Source organism: Klebsiella sp. WP4-W18-ESBL-05 (assembly GCF_014169075.1).
GTDB classification, from domain to species: domain Bacteria; phylum Pseudomonadota; class Gammaproteobacteria; order Enterobacterales; family Enterobacteriaceae; genus Kluyvera; species Kluyvera ascorbata_B.
In genome coordinates, this window is record NZ_AP022057.1 from 1,944,202 (window position 1) to 1,963,578 (window position 19,377).

Here is a 19,377-nt window from a genome sequence, read left to right on the forward strand (position 1 = left end):
GTATTAATAAGGGCTGGCATTCTACGGCAAACGTACTCAATCGCCAATCCTTGTTAAACTTCCTATAGGAATATCTGACGATTAGATGCCGTTCGGGGAAAAAAAGTCGCCTTTGACGGGCTAAAAGTGACCTGACGCAATATTTGTCTTTTATGGCTTATTGATAATGTTGTCACAAAAAGTGAGGGTGGCTACATGGATAAATTGCTTGAGCGTTTTTTGCAGTACGTTTCTCTGGACACGCAATCGAAGCCCGGCGTGCGTCAGGTGCCGAGTACCGAAGGGCAGTGGAAACTGTTACATCTGCTCAAAGAGCAATTGGAAACGATGGGGCTGGTTAACGTCACGTTGAGCGAAAAGGGCACCGTCATGGGGACTCTGCCGGCCAACGTCAGCGGCGACATTCCGGCGATTGGTTTTATCTCCCATGTGGATACCGCCCCGGACTTTAGCGGTAAAAACGTTAACCCGCAGATCGTGGAAAACTACCGCGGCGGCGATATCGCGCTGGGTATCGGCGACGAAGTGCTGTCACCGGTGATGTTCCCGGTGCTGCACCAGTTGCTGGGGCAGACGCTGATCACCACCGATGGTAAAACGCTGCTCGGCGCCGATGATAAAGCAGGGATCGCCGAAATCATGACCGCGCTGGCGGTGCTGAAAGAGAAAAATATCCCGCACGGCGACATTCGCGTGGCCTTCACGCCGGACGAAGAAGTGGGCAAAGGGGCAAAACATTTCGACGTTGAGGCTTTTAACGCTCAGTGGGCCTACACCATTGACGGCGGCGGCGTGGGCGAGCTGGAGTACGAAAACTTTAATGCCGCATCGGTGACGATCAAGATTGTCGGTAATAACGTCCACCCGGGAACCGCGAAAGGAGTGATGGTCAACGCGCTGTCGCTGGCGGCGCGCATTCATGCGGAAGTGCCCGCCGATGAAAGCCCGGAAAAAACCGAAGGCTATGAAGGTTTTTACCATCTGACCAGCATCAAAGGTTCGGTAGATCGCGCCGAGATGCACTACATTGTGCGCGACTTTGAACGTAAGCAGTTTGAAGCCCGTAAGCGCAAGATGATGGAAATCGCCAAAAAGGTCGGCAAAGGCCTGCACCCGGATTGCTATATTGAACTGATCATTGAAGACAGCTATTACAATATGCGCGAGAAGGTGGCGGAGCATCCGCATATCGTCGAGATTGCTCAGCAGGCGATGCGCGACTGCGATATTGAGCCGGATCTCAAGCCGATTCGCGGCGGCACCGACGGCGCGCAGCTCTCCTTTATGGGGCTACCGTGTCCGAACATTTTCACCGGCGGCTATAACTACCACGGCAAGCATGAATTTGTGACCCTGGAAGGGATGGAGAAAGCGGTGCAGGTGATTGTGCGTATCGCTGAGCTGACGGCCCAGCGCGGCTAACCGTCAAAGAAAACCCGGCGTAGATTCGCGCTGGGTTTTTATGTAGGCCGGATGGCGGCGTAAACGCCTTATCCGGCCTACTATCGGTATAGATTCGGTGGTTTATTCTGCAAAGAACCAGTAGCCGCTGTTGACCAGCGCAGCCAGCAGCGCCAGGAACGATGGATCGTCCAGCGCTTCACCAAAATGCTGGCTTTCCAGCATGATGCTGCCCGCCATCGCATCCAGCGCCTGATGGTGCGGAGAATCCACCTTCTCGCCGTTGACGAAGAAATCATCGCCGATACGGATCACCCGCAGCCCGCCCAGACGCTGAAGCATGTCGCCTTGCTGCAAGGCATCGTAGATTTCATCCGGCTGGTACGGCGGCTCCGGCGGCGCAATATCCAGCTCGTGGCGCGACTGGCTGATAAATTCGCCCAGCCACTGCTGGAAGTGCTCCGGCTGCTGAATTAATCCCAGCATCATCTCGCGAAGGCTGTCGACTTCCTGTGGCAGTAAGTCTGCCGGATGATCGCGCGAGGGCACGTCCGGATCGCTGTAGTGCTGGTTGCCCAAGTCGCGCTGCAGAATGTAGTCGGCAAAGCCGCTGATCAGCTCACGGCTGTTCGGCGAACGGAAGCCTACAGAGTAGTTAAGCGAGTTTTCCAGCGCGTAGCCTTCATGCGGGAATCCTGGCGGGATGTAAAGAATGTCACCCGGCTCCATCTCTTCATCAATGATGGCGTCAAACGGCTGCACCTGCAGCAGGTCAGGGTGCGGGCAGTGCTGTTTAAGGGCGGTTTTCTCGCCTACGCGCCAGCGGCGGCGGCCGGTCCCCTGGATAATAAAGACATCGTACTGATCGACATGCGGGCCAACGCCGCCGCCGGGTACCGAGAAAGAGATCATCAGATCGTCAATACGCCAATCGGGCAGGGCGCGGAATGGACGCATCAGCGCGCTGGACGGTTCGTGCCAGTGATCGACGGCCTGCACCAGCAGCGACCAGTTGCTCTCGCCGAGGTGGTCGAAGCTTTCGAACGGGCCGTGGCTCACCTGCCAGTCGCCGTCGAGATGGCTAACCAGGCGGCTATCGACCTCATTTTCCATCGCCAGACCCGCCAGTTCATCCGGTGAAATGGGGTCAATAAAGTTGGCGAAGCCGCGTTTAAGAACGACCGGGCGCTTTTGCCAGTAGCGAGCCAGAAAATCGGCCCAGTTTAACGTTAAGTGGTATTCCATATGACTATTTCCGCAGCAGAGATATGTCCTGGATTATACATCTTATTCACAAAACTACCTTGCTGCGGAAACAGAATTTACCCTTCGTGACTGTCCAGGTTCTGGTGGCCGAAGATAACCTCCATTTTCGCCCCGCCGAGCAGGCTATCGTGGGCAGCGATATGGCCGTCATACTGTTCAACAATATCGCGAGCGACGGCGAGGCCAACGCCCTGACCTGGACGCATGGTATCGGCGCGCTGACCGCGGTCGAAGACGATATCACGCTTGCTCTGTGGAATACCGGGGCCGTCATCCTCAACGATAATGTGCAGGTAATCGTCGGTCTGGCGGGCGGACACTTCCACAAACTCCAGGCAGTATTTACAGGCGTTATCCAGCAGGTTGCCCATGACTTCCATAAAGTCATTTTGTTCACCGGCAAAGGTTATCTCCGGCGAAATATCCAGCGTGATGTTCACCCCTTTACGCTGATAGACTTTATTCAGCGCCGAGGTCAGGCTGTCTAGCAGCGGCGCAACCGGGTGCAGCTCGCGGCTGACCAGGGTGCTGTCGGTACGCATGCTGGCACGGTGCAGGTAGTAGCCGATTTGCTGCGAGATACGGCTGATTTGCTCCAGCATAACCGGCTCGGCTTCACTGACGGTGATTTTCTCGCTGCGCAGCGAACGTAGCGAGCTTTGCAGCACCGCCAGCGGCGTTTTCAGACTGTGCGTCAGGTCGGTTAGGGTGGTGCGATATTTGTCATAGCGCTCGCGTTCGCTTTTCAGCAGTCGGTTCAGGTTGCGTACCAGGCTGGTGAGCTCGCGGGTGGTATCGGGATTAAGATGCTCACGGTGGTGCTCTTCCAGTTCGCGCACTTCGCGGGTGAGGTCGGCAATCGGGCGCAGGCTCCAGTGAGCGGCTATCCACAGCAGCGGAATGACCAGCAGCAGGTTGGCGGCAACCACGTAGGAGAACCAACTCCAGACCATATAGGAGCGTTTCAGCTCTATCGGAATGGTGTCGATGACCACGATCACCAGCGCGGGCATCAGGCTGGTGGCCGGGTAGCTGTTGACCGCCACCGAGTGGGTCATTTCTGAGTCGTCCCCCTGTTCACGCATCTCGGTGAGCTCTTTTTGCATCTCATGATCGTTGCGCAGCAGCGTGCTGGTAGAGTTGACGTCGGCTTCAATTTCATAAAAACCGTTGCCCCGCAGCCACTCCGGCTGAATACGTTTGGTCAACCACGGCAGGTCTTTTTGCTGCCACAGCAGCTGGCCTTTGTCGTTGTAGATCAACGCTACCGTAGGGCTTTGCATATTGATATTGTCGGGAATATCAACGCTCAGCGCATTGTTTTCCCATTTTGCCAGGGTATAGAACAGGTTGCTCTCGCCGCGCAGCAGACGAAAAGTGGTTTTATCAAAACTGACGCTGTAGCCGACCAGCGCCACCATGCCGTAGGCCAGCGACAGCACGATAACCACGGCAGCCGTCGCCAGCAGAAAACGCATCCGCAGCGACAGCGGCAGAATATGCCGACGAATATGCTTCATTCGCGTAGTTCGAACAGGTAGCCCTGACCGCGCACGGTAATAATCACGTCGTGCGGATACTGGGCCTGAATTTTCTTACGCAGACGCCCCATCAGCACATCAATCGTGTGGCTTTCGCGCAGTTCGGCGTCAGGGTAGAGCTGAAGCATGAGAGAATCTTTACTGACCACCTTGCCATTGTTGCGGATCAGCGTTTCCATAATGGTGTATTCGAAGGCGGTGAGTTTGATCACTTCTTCATTAATGGACAGCTCGCGGCGCGACAGGTCAACCTGGAACGGCGGCAGAGATATCACCTGCGACGCGTGGCCGCTATTACGGCGCATCAGCGCCTGCATGCGGGCGGCGACCTCTTCAATATGGAACGGTTTGGTCACGTAATCATCAGCACCGGCGCTCAGAACTTCCACCTTATCCTGCCAGCTCTCACGGGCCGTCAGCACCAGAATCGGCAGTGAGATATCGTGGCTGCGCCAGCGGCGAATCAGCGACAGGCCATCTTCATCCGGCAGGCCCAGATCGACAATCGCAATATCGGGGAGGTGCTCGCCTAAATAATAATCTGCTTCCTTCGCGTCTTCTGCGGCATCCACCTGATGGCCCATTTCCTGGAGCTGAACTTTCAGATGGTGACGTAACAGAGCGTTGTCCTCTACGACGAGTACGCGCATGCTGTTTCTCCATTAAATTAGTGACATGAATAGTTTAACGCTAAATATTGTTCCGAACCACATGATGCTGAAATCAAATGGTTTTTTGTTTCTAAAAACAAACGGTAGTGTCTATTGTTCCGCTTTTCCATGTTTGCGATGCTGAATGTTGCCCCGATCAGCATCTTACACGTAAAGGTGCGTTTCTCTTCGAGCCGGGGTGGGGCCTCTTTCCGAGAATGTTACTCCGGCCGCGCTTTCCTGGTGAGCATGAACTATAAGCTGACTTTGATTCGCCAGCTTAAGCATTTTTGATAAATCAGACATTTGTTTATTGGCGGTTGAGGGCGCACGGCTGGATTTTGAGCGGATTCGCGATCGCCATTGATTCTGCGTAATGTGTTGGCTATGGCTGCTATTGACAACCCGTGAAGAGCCGTAAGCCGCGAGAGCCATTGCCTGCAGAAAAACGTACCAATATTGGCTTTGTTGAATAAATCAGATTTCGGGTAAGTCTCCCCCGTAGCGGGTTGTGTTTTCAGGCAATACGCACGCTTTCAGGCATACCTGCTTTCGTCATTTTGTTCAGCGCTCGTACCAGGGCCATAGCCTCCGCAACCTGACCATCGTAGTCACGCAGCGTCAGTGAACCCCCGAACAGCTGTTTTACCCGGTACATCGCCGTTTCCGCTATCGAGCGACGGTTGTAGTCTGTTGTCCATTTCCACCGCGCATTACTCCCGGTCAGCCGCTGATTCGCAACAGCACGGTTACGGTCTGCATATTCACCGGGCCAGTAACCCGCGCCTTTTCGGGGCGGGATAAGCGCGCTGATTTTTTTGCGGCGCAGTTCATCGTGACAGAGCCGGGTGTCGTAAGCGCCGTCTGCCGATGCTGCCCTGATTTTTCTGTGAGTCTGCCGGATAAGACCCGGGAAGGCCTCTGAGTCCGTCACATTGTTCAGCGACAGGTCAGCGCAGATGATTTCATGTGTTTTACTGTCAACGGCGAGATGCAGCTTACGCCAGATACGGCGGCGTTCCTGGCCATGCTTTTTGACTTTCCACTCGCCTTCACCGAAGACCTTCAGCCCGGTGGAATCAATTACCAGGTGTGCGATTTCACCCCGGGTGGGCGTTTTGAAACTGACATTAACCGACTTTGCCCGCCTGCTGACACAGCTGTAATCCGGGCAGCGTAGCGGAACGTTCATCAGAGAAAAAATGGAATCAATAAAGCCCTGCGCAGCGCGCAGGGTCAGCCTGAATACGCGTTTAATGACCAGCACAGTCGTGATGGCAAGGTCAGAATAGCGCTGAGGTCTGCCTCGTGAAGAAGGTGTTGCTGACTCATACCAGGCCTGAATAGCTTCATCATCCAGCCAGAAAGTTATGGAGCCACGGTTGATGAGGGCTTTATTGTAGGTGGGCCAGTTGGTGATTTTGAACTTTTGCTTTGCCACGGAACGGTCTGCGTTGTCGGGAAGATGCGTGATCTGATCCTTCAACTCAGCAAAAGTTCGATTTATTCAACAAAGCCCCCGCCAAAGGTCATTCTGGGCAGCGCCAAGCCGGATGCCATTCTGGATAAAATAGCCGGCAAAGCCCTGTAACCCGCAGGCGCCTGAGATAACCCCGCACTGCGGTAATCCCGCGAGGTTAAGCATTATGGCGCCGATAGATTCATCATAATCGCGCGGTAGGCCGGCCGGATAAGGCGTTGACGCCGCCATCCGGCAATCAAGTACAGGCTGCCGGATGGCGCTTCGCTTATCCGGCCTACCACCCGCTAAAACCTGCATTGCCGTACAGCGTTTTTTGCGCAAACCCTGGCCGATACGCTCGCTGATATTGACACCACCACGCCTCCGATATATATACTGTTATTATATACAGTAAAGTGGAGTGTTAGCATGTTTGTGGAACTGGTGTATGACAAACGGAATTTTGAAGGGTTGCCCGGCGCAAAAGAGATTATCCTGTCAGAGCTCAGCAAAAGAGTTCATAACCTCTTTCCCGATGCCGACGTTCGCGTAAAGCCGATGATGACGCTGCCTGCCATTAACACTGACGCCAGCAAGCACGAAAAAGAACAAATCAGCCGGGTCGTCACGGAAATGTTTGAGGAAGCTGAATTCTGGTTGGTCAGCGAGTAAGCGCGTTATTCACCGATAAAAAAACGGGAACCATCAGGCTCCCGTTTCACACTAACCCAGAATCTGGATTACATGTTTGAGATGATCGCATCACCAAACTCTGAACATTTCAGCAGTTTAGCGCCTTCCATCAGACGTTCGAAGTCATAGGTCACGGTCTTGTTGTTGATCGCGCCTTCCATACCTTTAACAATCAGGTCAGCCGCTTCGAACCATTCCATATGACGCAGCATCATTTCTGCGGACAGGATGATAGAACCTGGGTTCACTTTGTCCTGGCCTGCGTACTTCGGTGCTGTACCGTGGGTTGCTTCGAACAGTGCGCATTCGTCACCGATGTTCGCGCCCGGTGCAATACCAATACCGCCAACCTGCGCCGCCAGGGCGTCAGAGATGTAGTCGCCGTTCAGGTTCATACAGGCGATCACGTCGTATTCTGCCGGACGCAGCAGAATCTGCTGCAGGAACGCATCGGCAATCACATCTTTAATGATGATTTCTTTACCGGTGTTCGGGTTCTTGATTTTCTGCCACGGGCCGCCGTCGATGAGTTCGCCGCCGAATTCATCGCGAATCAGCTGGTAGCCCCAGTCTTTGAACGCGCCTTCGGTGAACTTCATGATGTTGCCTTTGTGTACCAGGGTCAGGGAGTCACGGTCGTTGGTGATCGCGTATTCGATCGCCGCACGTACCAGACGCTTGGTCCCTTCTTCGGAACACGGTTTAATGCCGATACCGCAATGTTCCGGGAAACGAATTTTCTTCACGCCCATCTCTTCGCGCAGGAATTTAATCACTTTCTCAGCGTCTGCGGAGTCAGCTTTCCATTCGATACCCGCGTAGATGTCTTCGGAGTTTTCACGGAAGATAACCATATCGGTCAGTTCTGGGTGTTTCACCGGGCTAGGCGTGCCCTGGTAGTAACGCACCGGGCGCAGACACACGTACAGGTCGAGTTCCTGACGCAGCGCAACGTTCAGAGAACGGATGCCGCCGCCAACTGGCGTGGTCAGAGGGCCTTTGATAGCAACGCGGTAATCGCGGATGAGATCCAGCGTTTCTGCTGGCAGCCATACGTCCTGGCCGTAGATCTGAGTGGATTTTTCCCCGGTGTAAATTTCCATCCAGGAAATTTTACGCTCGCCTTTGTAGGCTTTCTCAACAGCGGCATCAACCACTTTCAGCATTGCCGGAGTCACGTCAACGCCGATACCGTCGCCTTCAATAAATGGGATAATCGGATTGTGTGGCACATTCAGCTTGCCGTCTTTCAGGGTGATTTTTTGACCTTCCGCCGGAACAACTACTTTGCTTTCCATTCACCTCTCCTTCGAGCGCTACTGGTGTGCTCGTCATCCTTTACGCCACAGGTTCTTGCCGCTACTACGCCCACTCCACTTAGTCTGGAGATGCACTGTCTTACCGTCTTCCTGCAACACAAAGAGTTAGAGCATTTTTGTTAATGTTTTGTAATAAGCCTGTCAATACTACCTGATTGTTTGGCGCCATGAAAGACTCTCGTTCTTAGGCTATAATGCGCGAATCTATAAAGCCTGAAAATACTATGATTAAAACTTCTTTTAGAAAACACCGGGTTGAGCGATTCAGCTCAAAACAAGCCGCTAAGCCGCGCCGGGATAACCAACCAAAACGCGTCATACTGTTCAATAAACCCTATGATGTTTTGCCGCAATTTACCGATGAAGCGGGCCGCAGCACGCTGAAAGATTTTATTCCCGTGCAGAATGTGTACGCCGCCGGACGCCTTGACCGCGACAGTGAAGGGTTGCTGGTGTTAACAAATGACGGCGCGCTGCAGGCCAGGCTCACCCAGCCGGGTAAGCGGACGGGCAAAATTTACTATGTACAGGTAGAAGGCGAGCCTGGCGAAGAGGCGATGCAGGCGCTGCGCGACGGCGTCACGCTCAACGACGGCCCGACGCTGCCGGCCGGTATCGAACGCGTTGAGGCTCCGGAGTGGCTGTGGCCGCGTAACCCGCCGATCCGCGAGCGGAAGTCTATTCCCACTGCCTGGCTCAAAGTGACGCTCTATGAAGGCCGTAATCGTCAGGTAAGGCGGATGACCGCTCACGTGGGCTACCCGACGCTGCGGTTAATTCGTTACGCGATGGGTGGCTACACGCTGGACAACCTCGGCAATGGCGAATGGCGTGATGCCAGCGGCGAGCGCGAATAGCGCTCGCCTGGCGTGAGCGGTCAGGAAATATCAGGAACGATGATACTTTTGTATTTTTCGAGTACCGGCGAATTGATATCCGAGGCGTTCTTCAACTGCCACAGGTTGCGGGTGATCCCGTCATTGACCAGATAAATGACGCCGGTTTCAATGGCCGACATCAGGCACAGCATGACCGGTTCATTCACCGTGTAGCCCACTTCCCCTTCCAGCAGACGCTGATAGTCGATATAGCGGAAGACGCCCGCCTGGAACTCGTAGGACAGAATCGTTTTACTGGTATTTACCGAGGAAAGTACTTCGCCGGTGCTCACGTTGACGACCCTCAGGTTGACGGCAATCTGATCGAGCTGGTACTGCGTGCTGGCGCCAATACCAAAGTAACGCGCCCCCGCCCCGCCCGATTTCACATTACTTTCATAACCGATGATCGAACCTTCAATCAGGATATTAGCCGCCACCAGCGACGGCAGCTGACCGCGGTTATTTTCTGCGACGGTACCGTTTTCCTGCGCGGCGCGAATAATTTTGCGCTCATTGAGCAGGTTTTGCAGCCCCTGACGTTCCAGCGGCGTAAACCAGTTGGAATCTTTCAGCGCCGAAACCAGCATCGCGGTGGCGCTCTGCGGGACAGAGGTTGAAAAGTTACTCGCCGGGTAAGGTTTAAACTGCCCGGTTTCATCCTGGATATTATAAACTGAGACAAACAGTTTACCCTGCGGTGGCGGCAGATGCGTTAAGTCCTGATAGCTCTGCGAGCGCGGCAACAGCGTTGGTTTTGCAGCCTGTTTAGGGGGAGAGGTAATGCAGCCCGTAAGCATCGACAGGCTAATTAAAATGACCACTACGCCGGTTATATTTTTCATCTCAGCATCCCGCCACTGATTAATTTGTTGAAACACTGCTCAGGCCGCTGACCTGAATAGAGGACGATTTCCCGGTAGAGCGGTCAAGGATGTTCATCATCAGCTGACCGTCGGTATTGGTGATATCAACAATAAAGTCTTTAGTGACCAGCCGCCCCGGTTTACCGGTAGAGAGGTTGCCCATCAGGCTACCGAGCAGCTGCGACTGGATAGCTGAAGTGAAATTATCAAGTGTTGAACTTGATGACGAAGTACTCCAGTCGTAAGCATTGGGATCTTTATAGGAGTTTTGCGCATTCGCCTCCGAGAGCAGAAAAGAACCATTATTGGGGTTGCCGCCAAAATTAGGGTTAACAAACTGGAAGGTCAGGTTCCCCGCCTGGGCTGTGGTAGATAAAAAACCAATACCAAGAATTAAAGAAAGCACTTTCATCGTACGCTCCTAAATAGCTGCGCGGAATAGTAGATCACTGAAAGGGAACTCAGCCCGGATTGTGCGATCTGATCAATCGCCAAACCAACCAAAATCACCAACCGGACTGAGCGATGCCGATCATAGTACCAATACCCCGTGGCGAACGACGCCTGATGCAGAAAGCTATTCATAAAACGCGTGATAAAAATCATGCCCGCAGACTCACGGCCATGCTGATGCTTCATCGGGGTGAACGGGTCAGCGATGTTGCCAGAACTCTCTGTTGTGCCCGTTCATCCGTTGGTCGCTGGATTAACTGGTTTACGCACTCAGGTATTGAAGGCCTGAAATCCTTACCCGCAGGGCGCTCCCGACGCTGGCCTTTTGAACATATCTGCACCCTGTTACGTGAGCTGATAAAGCATTCTCCCGGCGATTTTGGTTATCAACGTTCACGCTGGAGCACCGAATTACTGGCAATAAAAATCAATGAGATAACCGGTTGCCAGTTACATGCAGGAACCGTTCGCCGCTGGTTGCCATCTGCGGGGCTTGTATGGCGCAGGGCCGCGCCAACTCTGCGTATCCGTGACCCACATAAAGATGAAAAGATGGCGGTAATCCACAAAGCGCTGGATGAATGCAGCGCAGAGCATCCGGTATTTTATGAAGATGAAGTGGATATCCACCTTAATCCTAAAATCGGTGCGGACTGGCAGTTGCGCGGACAGCAGAAACGGGTAGTGACGCCGGGGCAGAACGAAAAATACTATCTGGCCGGCGCACTGCACAGTGGCACGGGTAAAGTCAGCTACGTGGGCGGCAACAGCAAAAGTTCAGCGCTGTTTATCGCTCTGCTGAAGCACCTGAAAGCCACTTACCGGCGGGCGAAAACAATCACGCTGATCGTTGATAACTACATTATCCATAAAAGCCGCGAAACACAGCGCTGGTTGAAAGCAAATCCCAAGTTCAGGGTAATTTACCAGCCGGTTTACTCGCCGTGGGTGAATCATGTGGAACGGCTATGGCAGGCACTTCATGACACGATAACCCGTAATCATCAGTGCCGCTCAATGTGGCAGTTACTGAAAAAGGTCCGCCATTTTATGGAAACCGCCAGCCCATTCCCCGGAGGAAAACATGGTCAGGCAAAAGTGTAGCGGTATTAGGCGCAGCTATTTAGAACTCATCTTTGGTTAAGTCGCCAGTATTTAATAAAGCTTTATTAATGGCGCGCTTCTGCAAAGCCTCATACACGGAAGCTAATGCGACATTAACTTGTTTATCAAAGTCATTTTTACTTGGAAATAAAAACGTCTGATACAGCAAATCTTGATCGACCTTGATCGTTATCCAGCTGCCCCAGCGGGCACTGGGGCGTTCATTAATCGTAATCGAACCCGGGTACTCTTCCTCCCAATGGTCGGTAAACTCCCGATAAAAATCGTGGCCCACACGGGTGATCGTATTATCCGTCACCAGCCCCGGCACCTCTATTTCTGCTGCAGCGGTGACGCGTACTGCCAGCAGCATTATTAATGTTACCGTTATCACTATCAGTTTTTTCATGATTAGCGTCTAAGGTTTTCGTTAGCCCAGGTAACAGCCTGCGTTCTATTTTTTACAGATATCTTGCGAAAAAGATTATATAAATGTGTCTTCACGGTATTCTCGCTAATAAATAGCAGGCGGGCAATTTCAACATTCGAGGCACCCATTCGCAGCTTATTAAGAATATCCTTTTCGCGCTGCGTCAACCCGCTGGTATCGTCATGGTACCGGTAACTGCCCGACTGATTAATAAGATAGCTGGTGAGATCGTGAGGAAAATGGCAACCACCGTTCATCACGTTGCGAATGCCACCCACTAAGGTTTGTTCATCGACGGAAAGGTGAAACACTGCGCTAATACCAAACCATGACTCTACTTCATGAAAGTGATAGTCCTCTGGCATATTAATGAGCAAAACTTTCACTTTTTCACGTAATCGTCGTAGTTCACTTTGCCAGAGTAAGGTCCTTTTTTTATCCGACTCACTAAGATCAAAAAGAACCAGAACGCGCTCGGCGTCAGTCTGCTCGAGCATTTTTTGAATATTCTGAATTCTGACATTAATTGGTAATGATGTTTTGAGTTGATGAACCAGGGCAGTGGCCTGCAATGACGGCCTGGTTATTAACAGCAAAATATCGTTATGTACCGGTTCAGTTTCTTTCGGCATTATGAAACCCCATCCCGCTTGCTGCTCGGAACGCGATCTCTTTCTGCTATGCACACAATATGCATACGCAGAAAGAGTCGCCGTTCTGTGTAGTTGCTGATTTAATAAGTATGACAATTAATAAGTATGACAATAAAGGGTATTAAGCACAGAATGTGCGCTTGTTTCCTAAGTGCTGCAATACTGTTCAATCTAGACATTGGCATTTTAATCGCAAGGGTTATTTGTGTTTCAAAATGTAACAATAACATGTCAGGTTATTACGAAGAAATACACTATTGGTTATGATTTATATAAAGAAAATAATTTTATCTTTTCCCATAGCGCCTGAGCCAACATGCGTATTTACACTTCAGTCTATTCAAGGTATGCCATCTTCTGCCGACAATGCCGCTAGCTGTAAACTTTCTATTCCATCATTTAGCTTATGGAAGAATAATTTAGCTTAGGCCGTAAAGCGCTAAATACTGTTGTGCTATCGCGGCAGCCCGCTCCGTTTGCATCCGCCTGGTGACGCCGCTGCCAGCCTGTCTCATTCCTGAATCCTCATACTATCGACTGACGCTCATTTTCAAAATACGTAATCCAGGCGAAAACAATGATTATTTCTGTCGAACATACTCAATCCATAAATCAGCGACTGCCGCACTCCGTAAGCGGACGAAGCTATCGCTGGTTTAACTCCTGACTTTAACCGTCGGTTAAATCAAGGTGCCATTATGAAACAGTGGTTCTTATTAATACCCTTATTGGGCTGTTCATATCTGGCTACTGCGGGAGGCGATCTGGCGGGCTCTGAGTTTTCAGGGTTAAGTCAATATCGTCAGAACTACGATATGGTAGCAATTACTGGCCAACATGGCAGCGGTAATAACGCGTCTATTAACCAGTCAGGCTCGCATATTTATGGTTCTATTTCTCAGGTGGGTGGGTATAACAACGCGATATTAAATCAAAATGGTTTTAATAATCGCGCTGCAATAGCGCAATACGGTAATGGTAATAACGCTACGGTAAGCCAATCAGGGACGAATAATTCTGCAGAGGTCGTGCAGGCAGGATCGGCGAACCAGGCGGATATTACGCAAACTGGTTTTGATAACTCTGCAAAAATTGTCAGCAAAGACGTTGGCAATATTACGCAGATTAATCAAACAGGCACAAGCCGCGGCGCGGCCGTTGTGCAAAATTCGGCAGGAATGGCAATTCGCATTACCCAAAATTAGCGTTTTAACTGATTGACCAATCTCTAAACCTATGGGGTATCTTAATGAAAACGTGGAAAATTGTTATTTTGTCAACACTGTTAGCATCGGGTGTCGCTGTGGCAAGTGAAGATGGCAAAGGCGGTGGTAGTTGGCCTGGTAATGGTAATGGCGGCGGCGGTGGCAGCGGCGTCACGCTTCCGGATATCCCGACAATTACGGGCAAAGCCCCTATCGTCCCGCAAAGCGGCAAATGGGATCAGGCCATTCATATTTACCAGCCGGGAAACGGTAACTTCTCCCAGGCCGATCAGGCGAGCTCATCCGGCTCCGTCATTGATGTCCATCAGTACGGCAGTTATGGCAGTTCTATCGTCAACCAGGCTGCGACCAAAAGCGCTGTCTTCGTAAACCAATATGGTTCGGGTAACCAATCTTCGGCGACGCAGAAAGGTACCACTAGTTCTATCAGCGTCACTCAAAAAGGCGCAAACAACATCTCTTCTGCGACACAGCAATCGGGTGGTCAGGGTAACGCCATTGTGGTGTCACAAGATGGCACTGGCAATAATTCCGGCGTTAAACAATCTGGCACCAGTAACTCAAGCTCTGTAGTACAGAGCGGCAACTACAACCTCTCTGATATTGTCCAGGCGGGCAGCAAAAGTATTGTTGATGTACAGCAGTCTGTCGGCAACAACAAGTCTTACGTGAATCAGAGCGCTAATGATTCGGCTATTTTAGTGTCTCAGACCAACGCGGGTAACTTCAGCAGCGTCGGTCAGACGCATAACAATGCGGTGACCTACGTTCAGCAATCCGGTTCAGGTAACATTTCGTACGTTAATCAGAACTAACCCCTACAGCCGGATGAATTTTTCATCCGGCTGTCTTTCGCTCAATGACGAGGACTTCTATGCACCTCCTGCTTATCGCCGCCGCGCTCAGCAACCAACTGTGGTTTGAAACCCAACAGCAGGATAACGCGCTGGTTGTCACACCGATGGCGACGCTGACAAACGATTGCAGCTGCCAGATGACGATTAACGTGATTCATCAGGGGCAGTCCGGGCAAAGCAACAGCAGCCAAAGCGGCAGCGTCGTGATAAAAGGTCAGCATCCGCAGCCGCTGGCCAGCATGATGCTGGATATTCCCCACGGCGAATGGACACAAATCACCGTCACCCTCAGCGACAGTAAAGGCGTTATTTTGCAGCAAAGCTGGAGTTCGCCGACGAAGGTTTGATTTTCCCCTCCCCTTCTTTATATCCTTATCCTCTTTCTTGCCCGATAAGGATGCCGCATGTTTAAACCTCACGTTACCGTCGCCTGCGTGGTTCACGCCGAAGGCAAATTTTTGCTGGTAGAAGAAACCATCAATGGCAAAGTGCTGTGGAATCAGCCTGCCGGCCATCTGGAAGCCGACGAAACCCTGATACAGGCCGCCGAGCGCGAGCTGTGGGAAGAGACCGGCATTCGCGCAACGCCGCAGCATTTTGTGCGTCTGCATCAGTGGCTGGCACCCGACCACACGCCGTTTCTGCGCTTTCTTTTCGTCATTGAACTTGCCGAAATGTGCGCCACTGAACCGCACGATAGCGATATCGATTGCTGCCTGTGGCTCAGCGCCGAAGAGATCCTCAATGCCAAAAACCTCCGGTCTGCGCTGGTTGCCGAAAGCATCCGCTGCTATCAGCAGGGCGAGCGCTATCCGCTGTCGTTGATCGGTGCATTTAACTGGCCGTTTACCGAGGGTGCCAAGTAACAGGCTGCGTGCTAGAATATGCCGCCTTGAAGTCCAATGTCGTGAGTATTCCAATGTCAGAAAGCCAGAAAAAAGTGATCGTCGGCATGTCCGGCGGTGTTGATTCCTCCGTTTCCGCCTACCTGTTGCAACAACAGGGCTATAAGGTGGAGGGCCTGTTCATGAAGAACTGGGAGGAAGACGACGGCGAGGAATACTGCACTGCCGCCGCCGACCTTGCCGATGCGCAAGCGGTATGCGATAAGCTCGGCATTGAGCTGCACACCGTTAACTTTGCCGCCGAATACTGGGACAACGTATTTGAGCTCTTCCTGGAAGAGTACAAAGCGGGCCGCACGCCCAACCCGGATATCCTGTGCAACAAAGAGATCAAATTCAAAGCCTTCCTCGAGTTTGCCGCAGAAGATCTCGGCGCCGACTACATTGCCACCGGCCACTACGTGCGCCGCGCCGATGTTAACGGCAAGAGCCAGCTGCTGCGCGGCCTCGATGGCAACAAAGACCAGAGCTACTTCCTTTATACGCTGAGCCACGAACAGATCGCGCAAAGCCTGTTCCCGGTCGGCGAACTGGAAAAGCCGCAGGTGCGTAAAATCGCCGAAGAGCTGGATCTCATCACCGCGAAGAAAAAAGACTCCACCGGTATCTGCTTTATCGGCGAGCGTAAATTCCGCGAGTTCCTCGGCCGCTACCTGCCCGCACAGCCGGGTAAAATTATCACCGTCGATGGCGAAGAGATCGGTACTCATCAGGGGCTGATGTATCACACGCTGGGCCAGCGCAAAGGTTTGGGCATCGGAGGCACCAAAGAAGGCAGCGAAGATCCGTGGTACGTGGTGGATAAAGACGTTGAGAACAACATTCTGGTTGTCGCTCAGGGTCACGATCATCCGCGCCTGATGTCCGTGGGGCTGATTGCCCAGCAGCTGCATTGGGTGGATCGCGAACCGGTCACCGGCACCTTCCGCTGCACCGTGAAGACCCGCTACCGCCAGACGGATATCCCGTGCACCGTCACCGCTCTGGATGCAGAACGTATTGAGGTTCGCTTTGATGAACCTGTTGCCGCTGTTACCCCTGGCCAGTCCGCCGTGTTCTATCGCGGTGAAGTCTGCCTCGGCGGCGGCGTGATTGAGCAGCGCCTGCCGCTGCCTGTGGAATAAAGCCCTCCCCGAGCAGGGCATAACGTAGTCTGCCTGGCGTCGCGCCGTCGGGCAGCGCAACAAGGAGTTAGCGTGGCGAAGAATTACTATGACATCACCCTGGCGCTGGCGGGAATTTGCCAGTCCGCCCGTCTGGTGCAGCAGTTGGCCCATCAGGGGCACTGCGAAGGCGACGCGTTACACGTTTCGCTCAACAGCGTCATCGACCTTAACCCAGACTCCGCGCTGGGTGTGTTTGGTGGCAGCGAAGCCAATCTTCGTCTCGGCCTTGAAACCTTACTCGGCGTGCTGAACGCCAGCAGCCGCCAGGGGCTGAACGCCGAGCTGACTCGCTATACGCTCAGCCTGATGGTGCTCGAGCGCAAGCTTGCCGCCGCCAAAGGCGCAATGGACACGCTGGGCAACCGCATCAGCGGCCTGCAGCGTCAGCTCGACCATTTTGATTTGCAGTCCGATACGCTGCTCAGCGCCATGGCAGGTATCTATGTGGACGTCATCAGCCCACTCGGCCCGCGTATTCAGGTGACTGGCTCCCCTGCAGTGCTGCAAAGCCCGCAGGTGCAGGCCAAAGTCCGTGCTTCGCTGCTGGCGGGGATCCGCTCGGCGGTGCTGTGGCACCAGGTCGGCGGCGGACGTCTGCAGCTCATGTTTTCTCGTAATCGCCTGACCACTCAGGCAAAACAAATTCTCGCTCATTTAACCCCGGAGTTGTGATCTATGGAATTATCCTCACTGACCGCCGTTTCCCCTGTCGATGGACGCTACGGCGATAAAGTCAGCGCGCTGCGCGGGATTTTCAGCGAATATGGTTTGCTGAAATTCCGTGTACAAGTCGAAGTACGCTGGCTGCAGAAGCTGGCCGCACACGCAGCCGTCAAGGAAGTTCCTGCTTTTGCTGCCGACGCAAACGGTTACCTTGATAGCATCGTGGCTAACTTCTCTGAAGAAGACGCCGCGCGCATTAAAACTATCGAGCGCACCACCAACCACGACGTCAAGGCGGTTGAGTATTTCCTGAAAGAGAAAGTCGCGTCGGTGCCTGAGCTGCACGCCGTGTCTGAGTTTATTCACTTTGCCTGCACCTCCGAAGACATCAACAACCTGTCCCACGCGCTGATGCTGAAAACCGCGCGCGAAGAAGTGGTGCTGCCGTACTGGCGTAAAATTATTGATGCCATTAAAGACCTGGCGGTGCAGTATCGTGATATCCCGCTTCTCTCCCGTACCCACGGTCAGCCCGCTACGCCGTCCACCATCGGCAAAGAAATGGCCAACGTCGCGTACCGTATGGAGCGTCAGTTCCGTCAGCTGGGCCAGGTAGAAATTCTGGGCAAAATCAACGGGGCGGTAGGTAACTACAATGCCCACATCGCCGCATACCCGGACGTTGACTGGCACCAGTTCAGCGAAGAGTTCGTGACCTCGCTGGGCATTCAGTGGAACCCGTACACCACCCAGATTGAGCCACACGACTATATTGCCGAGCTGTTTGACTGCATCGCGCGCTTCAACACCATCCTGATCGACTTCGATCGCGACGTGTGGGGCTACATTGCGCTGAACCACTTCAAGCAGAAAACCATCGCTGGCGAGATTGGTTCTTCCACCATGCCGCATAAGGTCAACCCAATCGACTTCGAAAACTCCGAAGGCAACCTGGGCCTGTCGAACGCGGTGCTGCAGCATCTGGCGAGCAAACTGCCGGTATCTCGCTGGCAGCGCGATCTGACCGACTCCACCGTGCTGCGTAACCTGGGCGTGGGTATCGGCTACGCGCTGATCGCCTACCAGTCTACGCTGAAGGGCGTGAGCAAGCTGGAAGTGAACCGCGACCGTCTGCTCGACGAGCTGGATCACAACTGGGAAGTACTGGCCGAGCCTATCCAGACCGTTATGCGTCGCTACGGCATCGAGAAGCCGTACGAGAAGCTGAAAGAACTGACCCGCGGCAAACGCGTTGACGCTGAAGGCATGAAACAGTTCATCGACGGCCTTGCGCTGCCGGAAGAAGAGAAAACCCGCCTCAAGGCGATGACACCGGCTAACTATATCGGCCGCGCCATCACCATGGTCGACGAGCTGAAATAATCCCGTCTCCTCCTCTCCTTCTTTCCGAAGGAGAGGACATCTACTGCCATTTCAGAAATATCCATTTCCATCTCGACATAATCAGCGCGAAGCAAAGTCAATACCAAAAAAATCGTTTAAAATCAAATAGATATAAATAAACTATATGCCTATTACAGCGGGCAGAATAAGGCCGGATATTTATTACCCTTTACCCTCCCCCTGAATGGCCTTTTGTCCTCGTAATGTTCAAATATATGTTTACATCGCAGATGTTTTCTGGGAAGGAGAGATACGCTGATACCAAAGGATCTGGCCCATTAATATCCTGTAACAGAAGCATCGATAGTTTCCGCATGAAAATAGCCAATAAACCTATAAATAATAAGGATATCACAATACAATCTTATTTTTACGGTGCCCATGGTGTTGTACCGAACAAACTCAGAGGACTTATCTGAATGAACCTTACTACACTAGCT

General features: G+C 52.7%; 20 protein-coding genes. 11 read left to right on the top strand and 9 right to left on the bottom strand.

The window, feature by feature from the left end:
• Nucleotides 1-195: 195 nt before the first annotated feature.
• Complete coding sequence (gene pepT, locus H7R58_RS09285; RefSeq protein WP_181357988.1) at nt 196-1,422, top strand: peptidase T; 1,227 nt, start codon at nt 196-198, stop codon at nt 1,420-1,422.
• A gap of 102 nt (nt 1,423-1,524) precedes the next feature.
• On the opposite strand, the gene H7R58_RS09290 is transcribed toward pepT, so the two are convergent.
• The 4 genes from H7R58_RS09290 to H7R58_RS09305 all read right to left on the bottom strand — a co-directional run bounded on the left by H7R58_RS09290 (nt 1,525) and on the right by H7R58_RS09305 (nt 6,344).
• Nucleotides 1,525-2,646 (bottom strand): ribosomal protein uL16 3-hydroxylase, encoded by a 1,122-nt coding sequence (locus tag H7R58_RS09290; RefSeq protein ID WP_106926390.1) that lies wholly within the window; start codon nt 2,644-2,646, stop codon nt 1,525-1,527.
• A gap of 77 nt (nt 2,647-2,723) precedes the next feature.
• Entirely contained in the window at nt 2,724-4,187 is a 1,464-nt protein-coding gene (gene phoQ / locus H7R58_RS09295; protein ID WP_182929085.1) for a two-component system sensor histidine kinase PhoQ, read from the bottom strand.
• Nucleotides 4,184-4,858 (bottom strand): two-component system response regulator PhoP, encoded by a 675-nt coding sequence (phoP, locus tag H7R58_RS09300; protein WP_106926394.1) that lies wholly within the window; start codon nt 4,856-4,858, stop codon nt 4,184-4,186. The genes phoQ and phoP overlap by 4 nt, the downstream gene beginning before the upstream one ends.
• A 517-nt stretch (nt 4,859-5,375) precedes the next feature.
• Complete coding sequence (locus H7R58_RS09305) at nt 5,376-6,344, bottom strand: IS5-like element IS903B family transposase (protein ID WP_077255787.1); 969 nt, start codon at nt 6,342-6,344, stop codon at nt 5,376-5,378.
• 405 nt (nt 6,345-6,749) lie between these two features.
• On the opposite strand from H7R58_RS09305, the gene H7R58_RS09310 reads away from it, so the two are divergent.
• Nucleotides 6,750-6,992, top strand: coding sequence for a DinI-like family protein (locus tag H7R58_RS09310; RefSeq protein ID WP_106926421.1), 243 nt, complete (start codon nt 6,750-6,752; stop codon nt 6,990-6,992).
• A 68-nt stretch (nt 6,993-7,060) separates the two neighbouring features.
• On the opposite strand, the gene icd is transcribed toward H7R58_RS09310, so the two are convergent.
• Complete coding sequence (icd, locus tag H7R58_RS09315; RefSeq protein WP_106926419.1) at nt 7,061-8,311, bottom strand: NADP-dependent isocitrate dehydrogenase; 1,251 nt, start codon at nt 8,309-8,311, stop codon at nt 7,061-7,063.
• Nucleotides 8,312-8,526: 215 nt separating this feature from the next.
• Between icd and rluE the strand changes: the two genes are divergently transcribed.
• On the top strand, nt 8,527-9,189 hold the full coding sequence (rluE, locus tag H7R58_RS09320; RefSeq protein WP_106926417.1) for a 23S rRNA pseudouridine(2457) synthase RluE: 663 nt from the start codon (nt 8,527-8,529) through the stop codon (nt 9,187-9,189).
• A 20-nt stretch (nt 9,190-9,209) separates the two neighbouring features.
• On the opposite strand, the gene csgG is transcribed toward rluE, so the two are convergent.
• Nucleotides 9,210-10,055, bottom strand: coding sequence for a curli production assembly/transport protein CsgG (gene csgG, locus H7R58_RS09325; protein ID WP_106926415.1), 846 nt, complete (start codon nt 10,053-10,055; stop codon nt 9,210-9,212).
• 19 nt (nt 10,056-10,074) lie between these two features.
• Nucleotides 10,075-10,488, bottom strand: coding sequence for a curli production assembly/transport protein CsgF (gene csgF / locus H7R58_RS09330; protein ID WP_106926413.1), 414 nt, complete (start codon nt 10,486-10,488; stop codon nt 10,075-10,077).
• 113 nt (nt 10,489-10,601) lie between these two features.
• Here csgF and H7R58_RS09335 point away from each other — a divergent pair, with 113 nt between their 5' ends.
• Nucleotides 10,602-11,633: an IS630-like element ISEc33 family transposase gene (locus H7R58_RS09335; protein WP_001395480.1), complete on the top strand. Its 1,032-nt coding sequence runs from the start codon at nt 10,602-10,604 to the stop codon at nt 11,631-11,633.
• A 19-nt stretch (nt 11,634-11,652) separates the two neighbouring features.
• Here the strand turns inward: H7R58_RS09335 and csgE are convergent, their stop codons facing one another.
• Both csgE and csgD read right to left on the bottom strand, forming a co-directional pair.
• Complete coding sequence (csgE, locus tag H7R58_RS09340) at nt 11,653-12,042, bottom strand: curli production assembly/transport protein CsgE (RefSeq protein ID WP_106926411.1); 390 nt, start codon at nt 12,040-12,042, stop codon at nt 11,653-11,655.
• Between the two features lie 2 nt (nt 12,043-12,044).
• On the bottom strand, nt 12,045-12,695 hold the full coding sequence (gene csgD, locus H7R58_RS09345; protein WP_106926409.1) for a biofilm master transcriptional regulator CsgD: 651 nt from the start codon (nt 12,693-12,695) through the stop codon (nt 12,045-12,047).
• Nucleotides 12,696-13,414: 719 nt separating this feature from the next.
• Between csgD and H7R58_RS09350 the strand changes: the two genes are divergently transcribed.
• From H7R58_RS09350 to purB, 7 genes are all read left to right on the top strand, one after another.
• Nucleotides 13,415-13,921, top strand: coding sequence for a curlin (locus H7R58_RS09350; protein WP_182934702.1), 507 nt, complete (start codon nt 13,415-13,417; stop codon nt 13,919-13,921).
• 44 nt (nt 13,922-13,965) lie between these two features.
• Entirely contained in the window at nt 13,966-14,757 is a 792-nt protein-coding gene (locus H7R58_RS09355; protein ID WP_106926405.1) for a hypothetical protein, read from the top strand.
• A 59-nt stretch (nt 14,758-14,816) separates the two neighbouring features.
• Nucleotides 14,817-15,146 carry a curli assembly chaperone CsgC gene (gene csgC, locus H7R58_RS09360; protein WP_181357989.1) on the top strand — a complete coding sequence of 110 codons (330 nt, stop codon included), beginning with the start codon at nt 14,817-14,819 and terminating at the stop codon, nt 15,144-15,146.
• 57 nt (nt 15,147-15,203) lie between these two features.
• Nucleotides 15,204-15,665, top strand: coding sequence for an NUDIX hydrolase (locus tag H7R58_RS09365; RefSeq protein WP_182929082.1), 462 nt, complete (start codon nt 15,204-15,206; stop codon nt 15,663-15,665).
• A 53-nt stretch (nt 15,666-15,718) separates the two neighbouring features.
• Nucleotides 15,719-16,828, top strand: a complete 1,110-nt coding sequence (gene mnmA, locus H7R58_RS09370) for a tRNA 2-thiouridine(34) synthase MnmA (protein ID WP_146145712.1) — start codon at nt 15,719-15,721, stop codon at nt 16,826-16,828.
• A gap of 72 nt (nt 16,829-16,900) precedes the next feature.
• A complete protein-coding gene (hflD, locus tag H7R58_RS09375; protein WP_106926398.1) occupies nt 16,901-17,542 on the top strand; it encodes a high frequency lysogenization protein HflD in 642 nt (213 codons plus the stop codon).
• Nucleotides 17,543-17,545: 3 nt separating this feature from the next.
• A complete protein-coding gene (purB, locus tag H7R58_RS09380) occupies nt 17,546-18,916 on the top strand; it encodes an adenylosuccinate lyase (RefSeq protein WP_182929083.1) in 1,371 nt (456 codons plus the stop codon).
• The last annotated feature ends 461 nt before the right edge of the window (nt 18,917-19,377 follow it).

Excerpts from the sequence above, each read along its gene's own strand:
- H7R58_RS09365 (WP_182929082.1), top strand. The coding sequence starts at position 15,204 with ATGTTTAAACCTCACGTTACCGTCGCCTGCGTGGTTCACGCCGAAGGC.
- csgE (WP_106926411.1), bottom strand. The coding sequence starts at position 12,042 with ATGAAAAAACTGATAGTGATAACGGTAACATTAATAATGCTGCTGGCA.
- csgC (WP_181357989.1), top strand. The coding sequence starts at position 14,817 with ATGCACCTCCTGCTTATCGCCGCCGCGCTCAGCAACCAACTGTGGTTT.
- csgF (WP_106926413.1), bottom strand. The coding sequence starts at position 10,488 with ATGAAAGTGCTTTCTTTAATTCTTGGTATTGGTTTTTTATCTACCACA.
- purB (WP_182929083.1), top strand. The coding sequence starts at position 17,546 with ATGGAATTATCCTCACTGACCGCCGTTTCCCCTGTCGATGGACGCTAC.
- H7R58_RS09335 (WP_001395480.1), top strand. The coding sequence starts at position 10,602 with ATGCCGATCATAGTACCAATACCCCGTGGCGAACGACGCCTGATGCAG.
- pepT (WP_181357988.1), top strand. The coding sequence starts at position 196 with ATGGATAAATTGCTTGAGCGTTTTTTGCAGTACGTTTCTCTGGACACG.
- csgG (WP_106926415.1), bottom strand. The coding sequence starts at position 10,055 with ATGAAAAATATAACCGGCGTAGTGGTCATTTTAATTAGCCTGTCGATG.
- rluE (WP_106926417.1), top strand. The coding sequence starts at position 8,527 with ATGCGCGAATCTATAAAGCCTGAAAATACTATGATTAAAACTTCTTTT.
- icd (WP_106926419.1), bottom strand. The coding sequence starts at position 8,311 with ATGGAAAGCAAAGTAGTTGTTCCGGCGGAAGGTCAAAAAATCACCCTG.
- H7R58_RS09290 (WP_106926390.1), bottom strand. The coding sequence starts at position 2,646 with ATGGAATACCACTTAACGTTAAACTGGGCCGATTTTCTGGCTCGCTAC.
- H7R58_RS09355 (WP_106926405.1), top strand. The coding sequence starts at position 13,966 with ATGAAAACGTGGAAAATTGTTATTTTGTCAACACTGTTAGCATCGGGT.
- H7R58_RS09310 (WP_106926421.1), top strand. The coding sequence starts at position 6,750 with ATGTTTGTGGAACTGGTGTATGACAAACGGAATTTTGAAGGGTTGCCC.
- phoQ (WP_182929085.1), bottom strand. The coding sequence starts at position 4,187 with ATGAAGCATATTCGTCGGCATATTCTGCCGCTGTCGCTGCGGATGCGT.
- H7R58_RS09350 (WP_182934702.1), top strand. The coding sequence starts at position 13,415 with ATGAAACAGTGGTTCTTATTAATACCCTTATTGGGCTGTTCATATCTG.
- mnmA (WP_146145712.1), top strand. The coding sequence starts at position 15,719 with ATGTCAGAAAGCCAGAAAAAAGTGATCGTCGGCATGTCCGGCGGTGTT.
- csgD (WP_106926409.1), bottom strand. The coding sequence starts at position 12,695 with ATGCCGAAAGAAACTGAACCGGTACATAACGATATTTTGCTGTTAATA.
- phoP (WP_106926394.1), bottom strand. The coding sequence starts at position 4,858 with ATGCGCGTACTCGTCGTAGAGGACAACGCTCTGTTACGTCACCATCTG.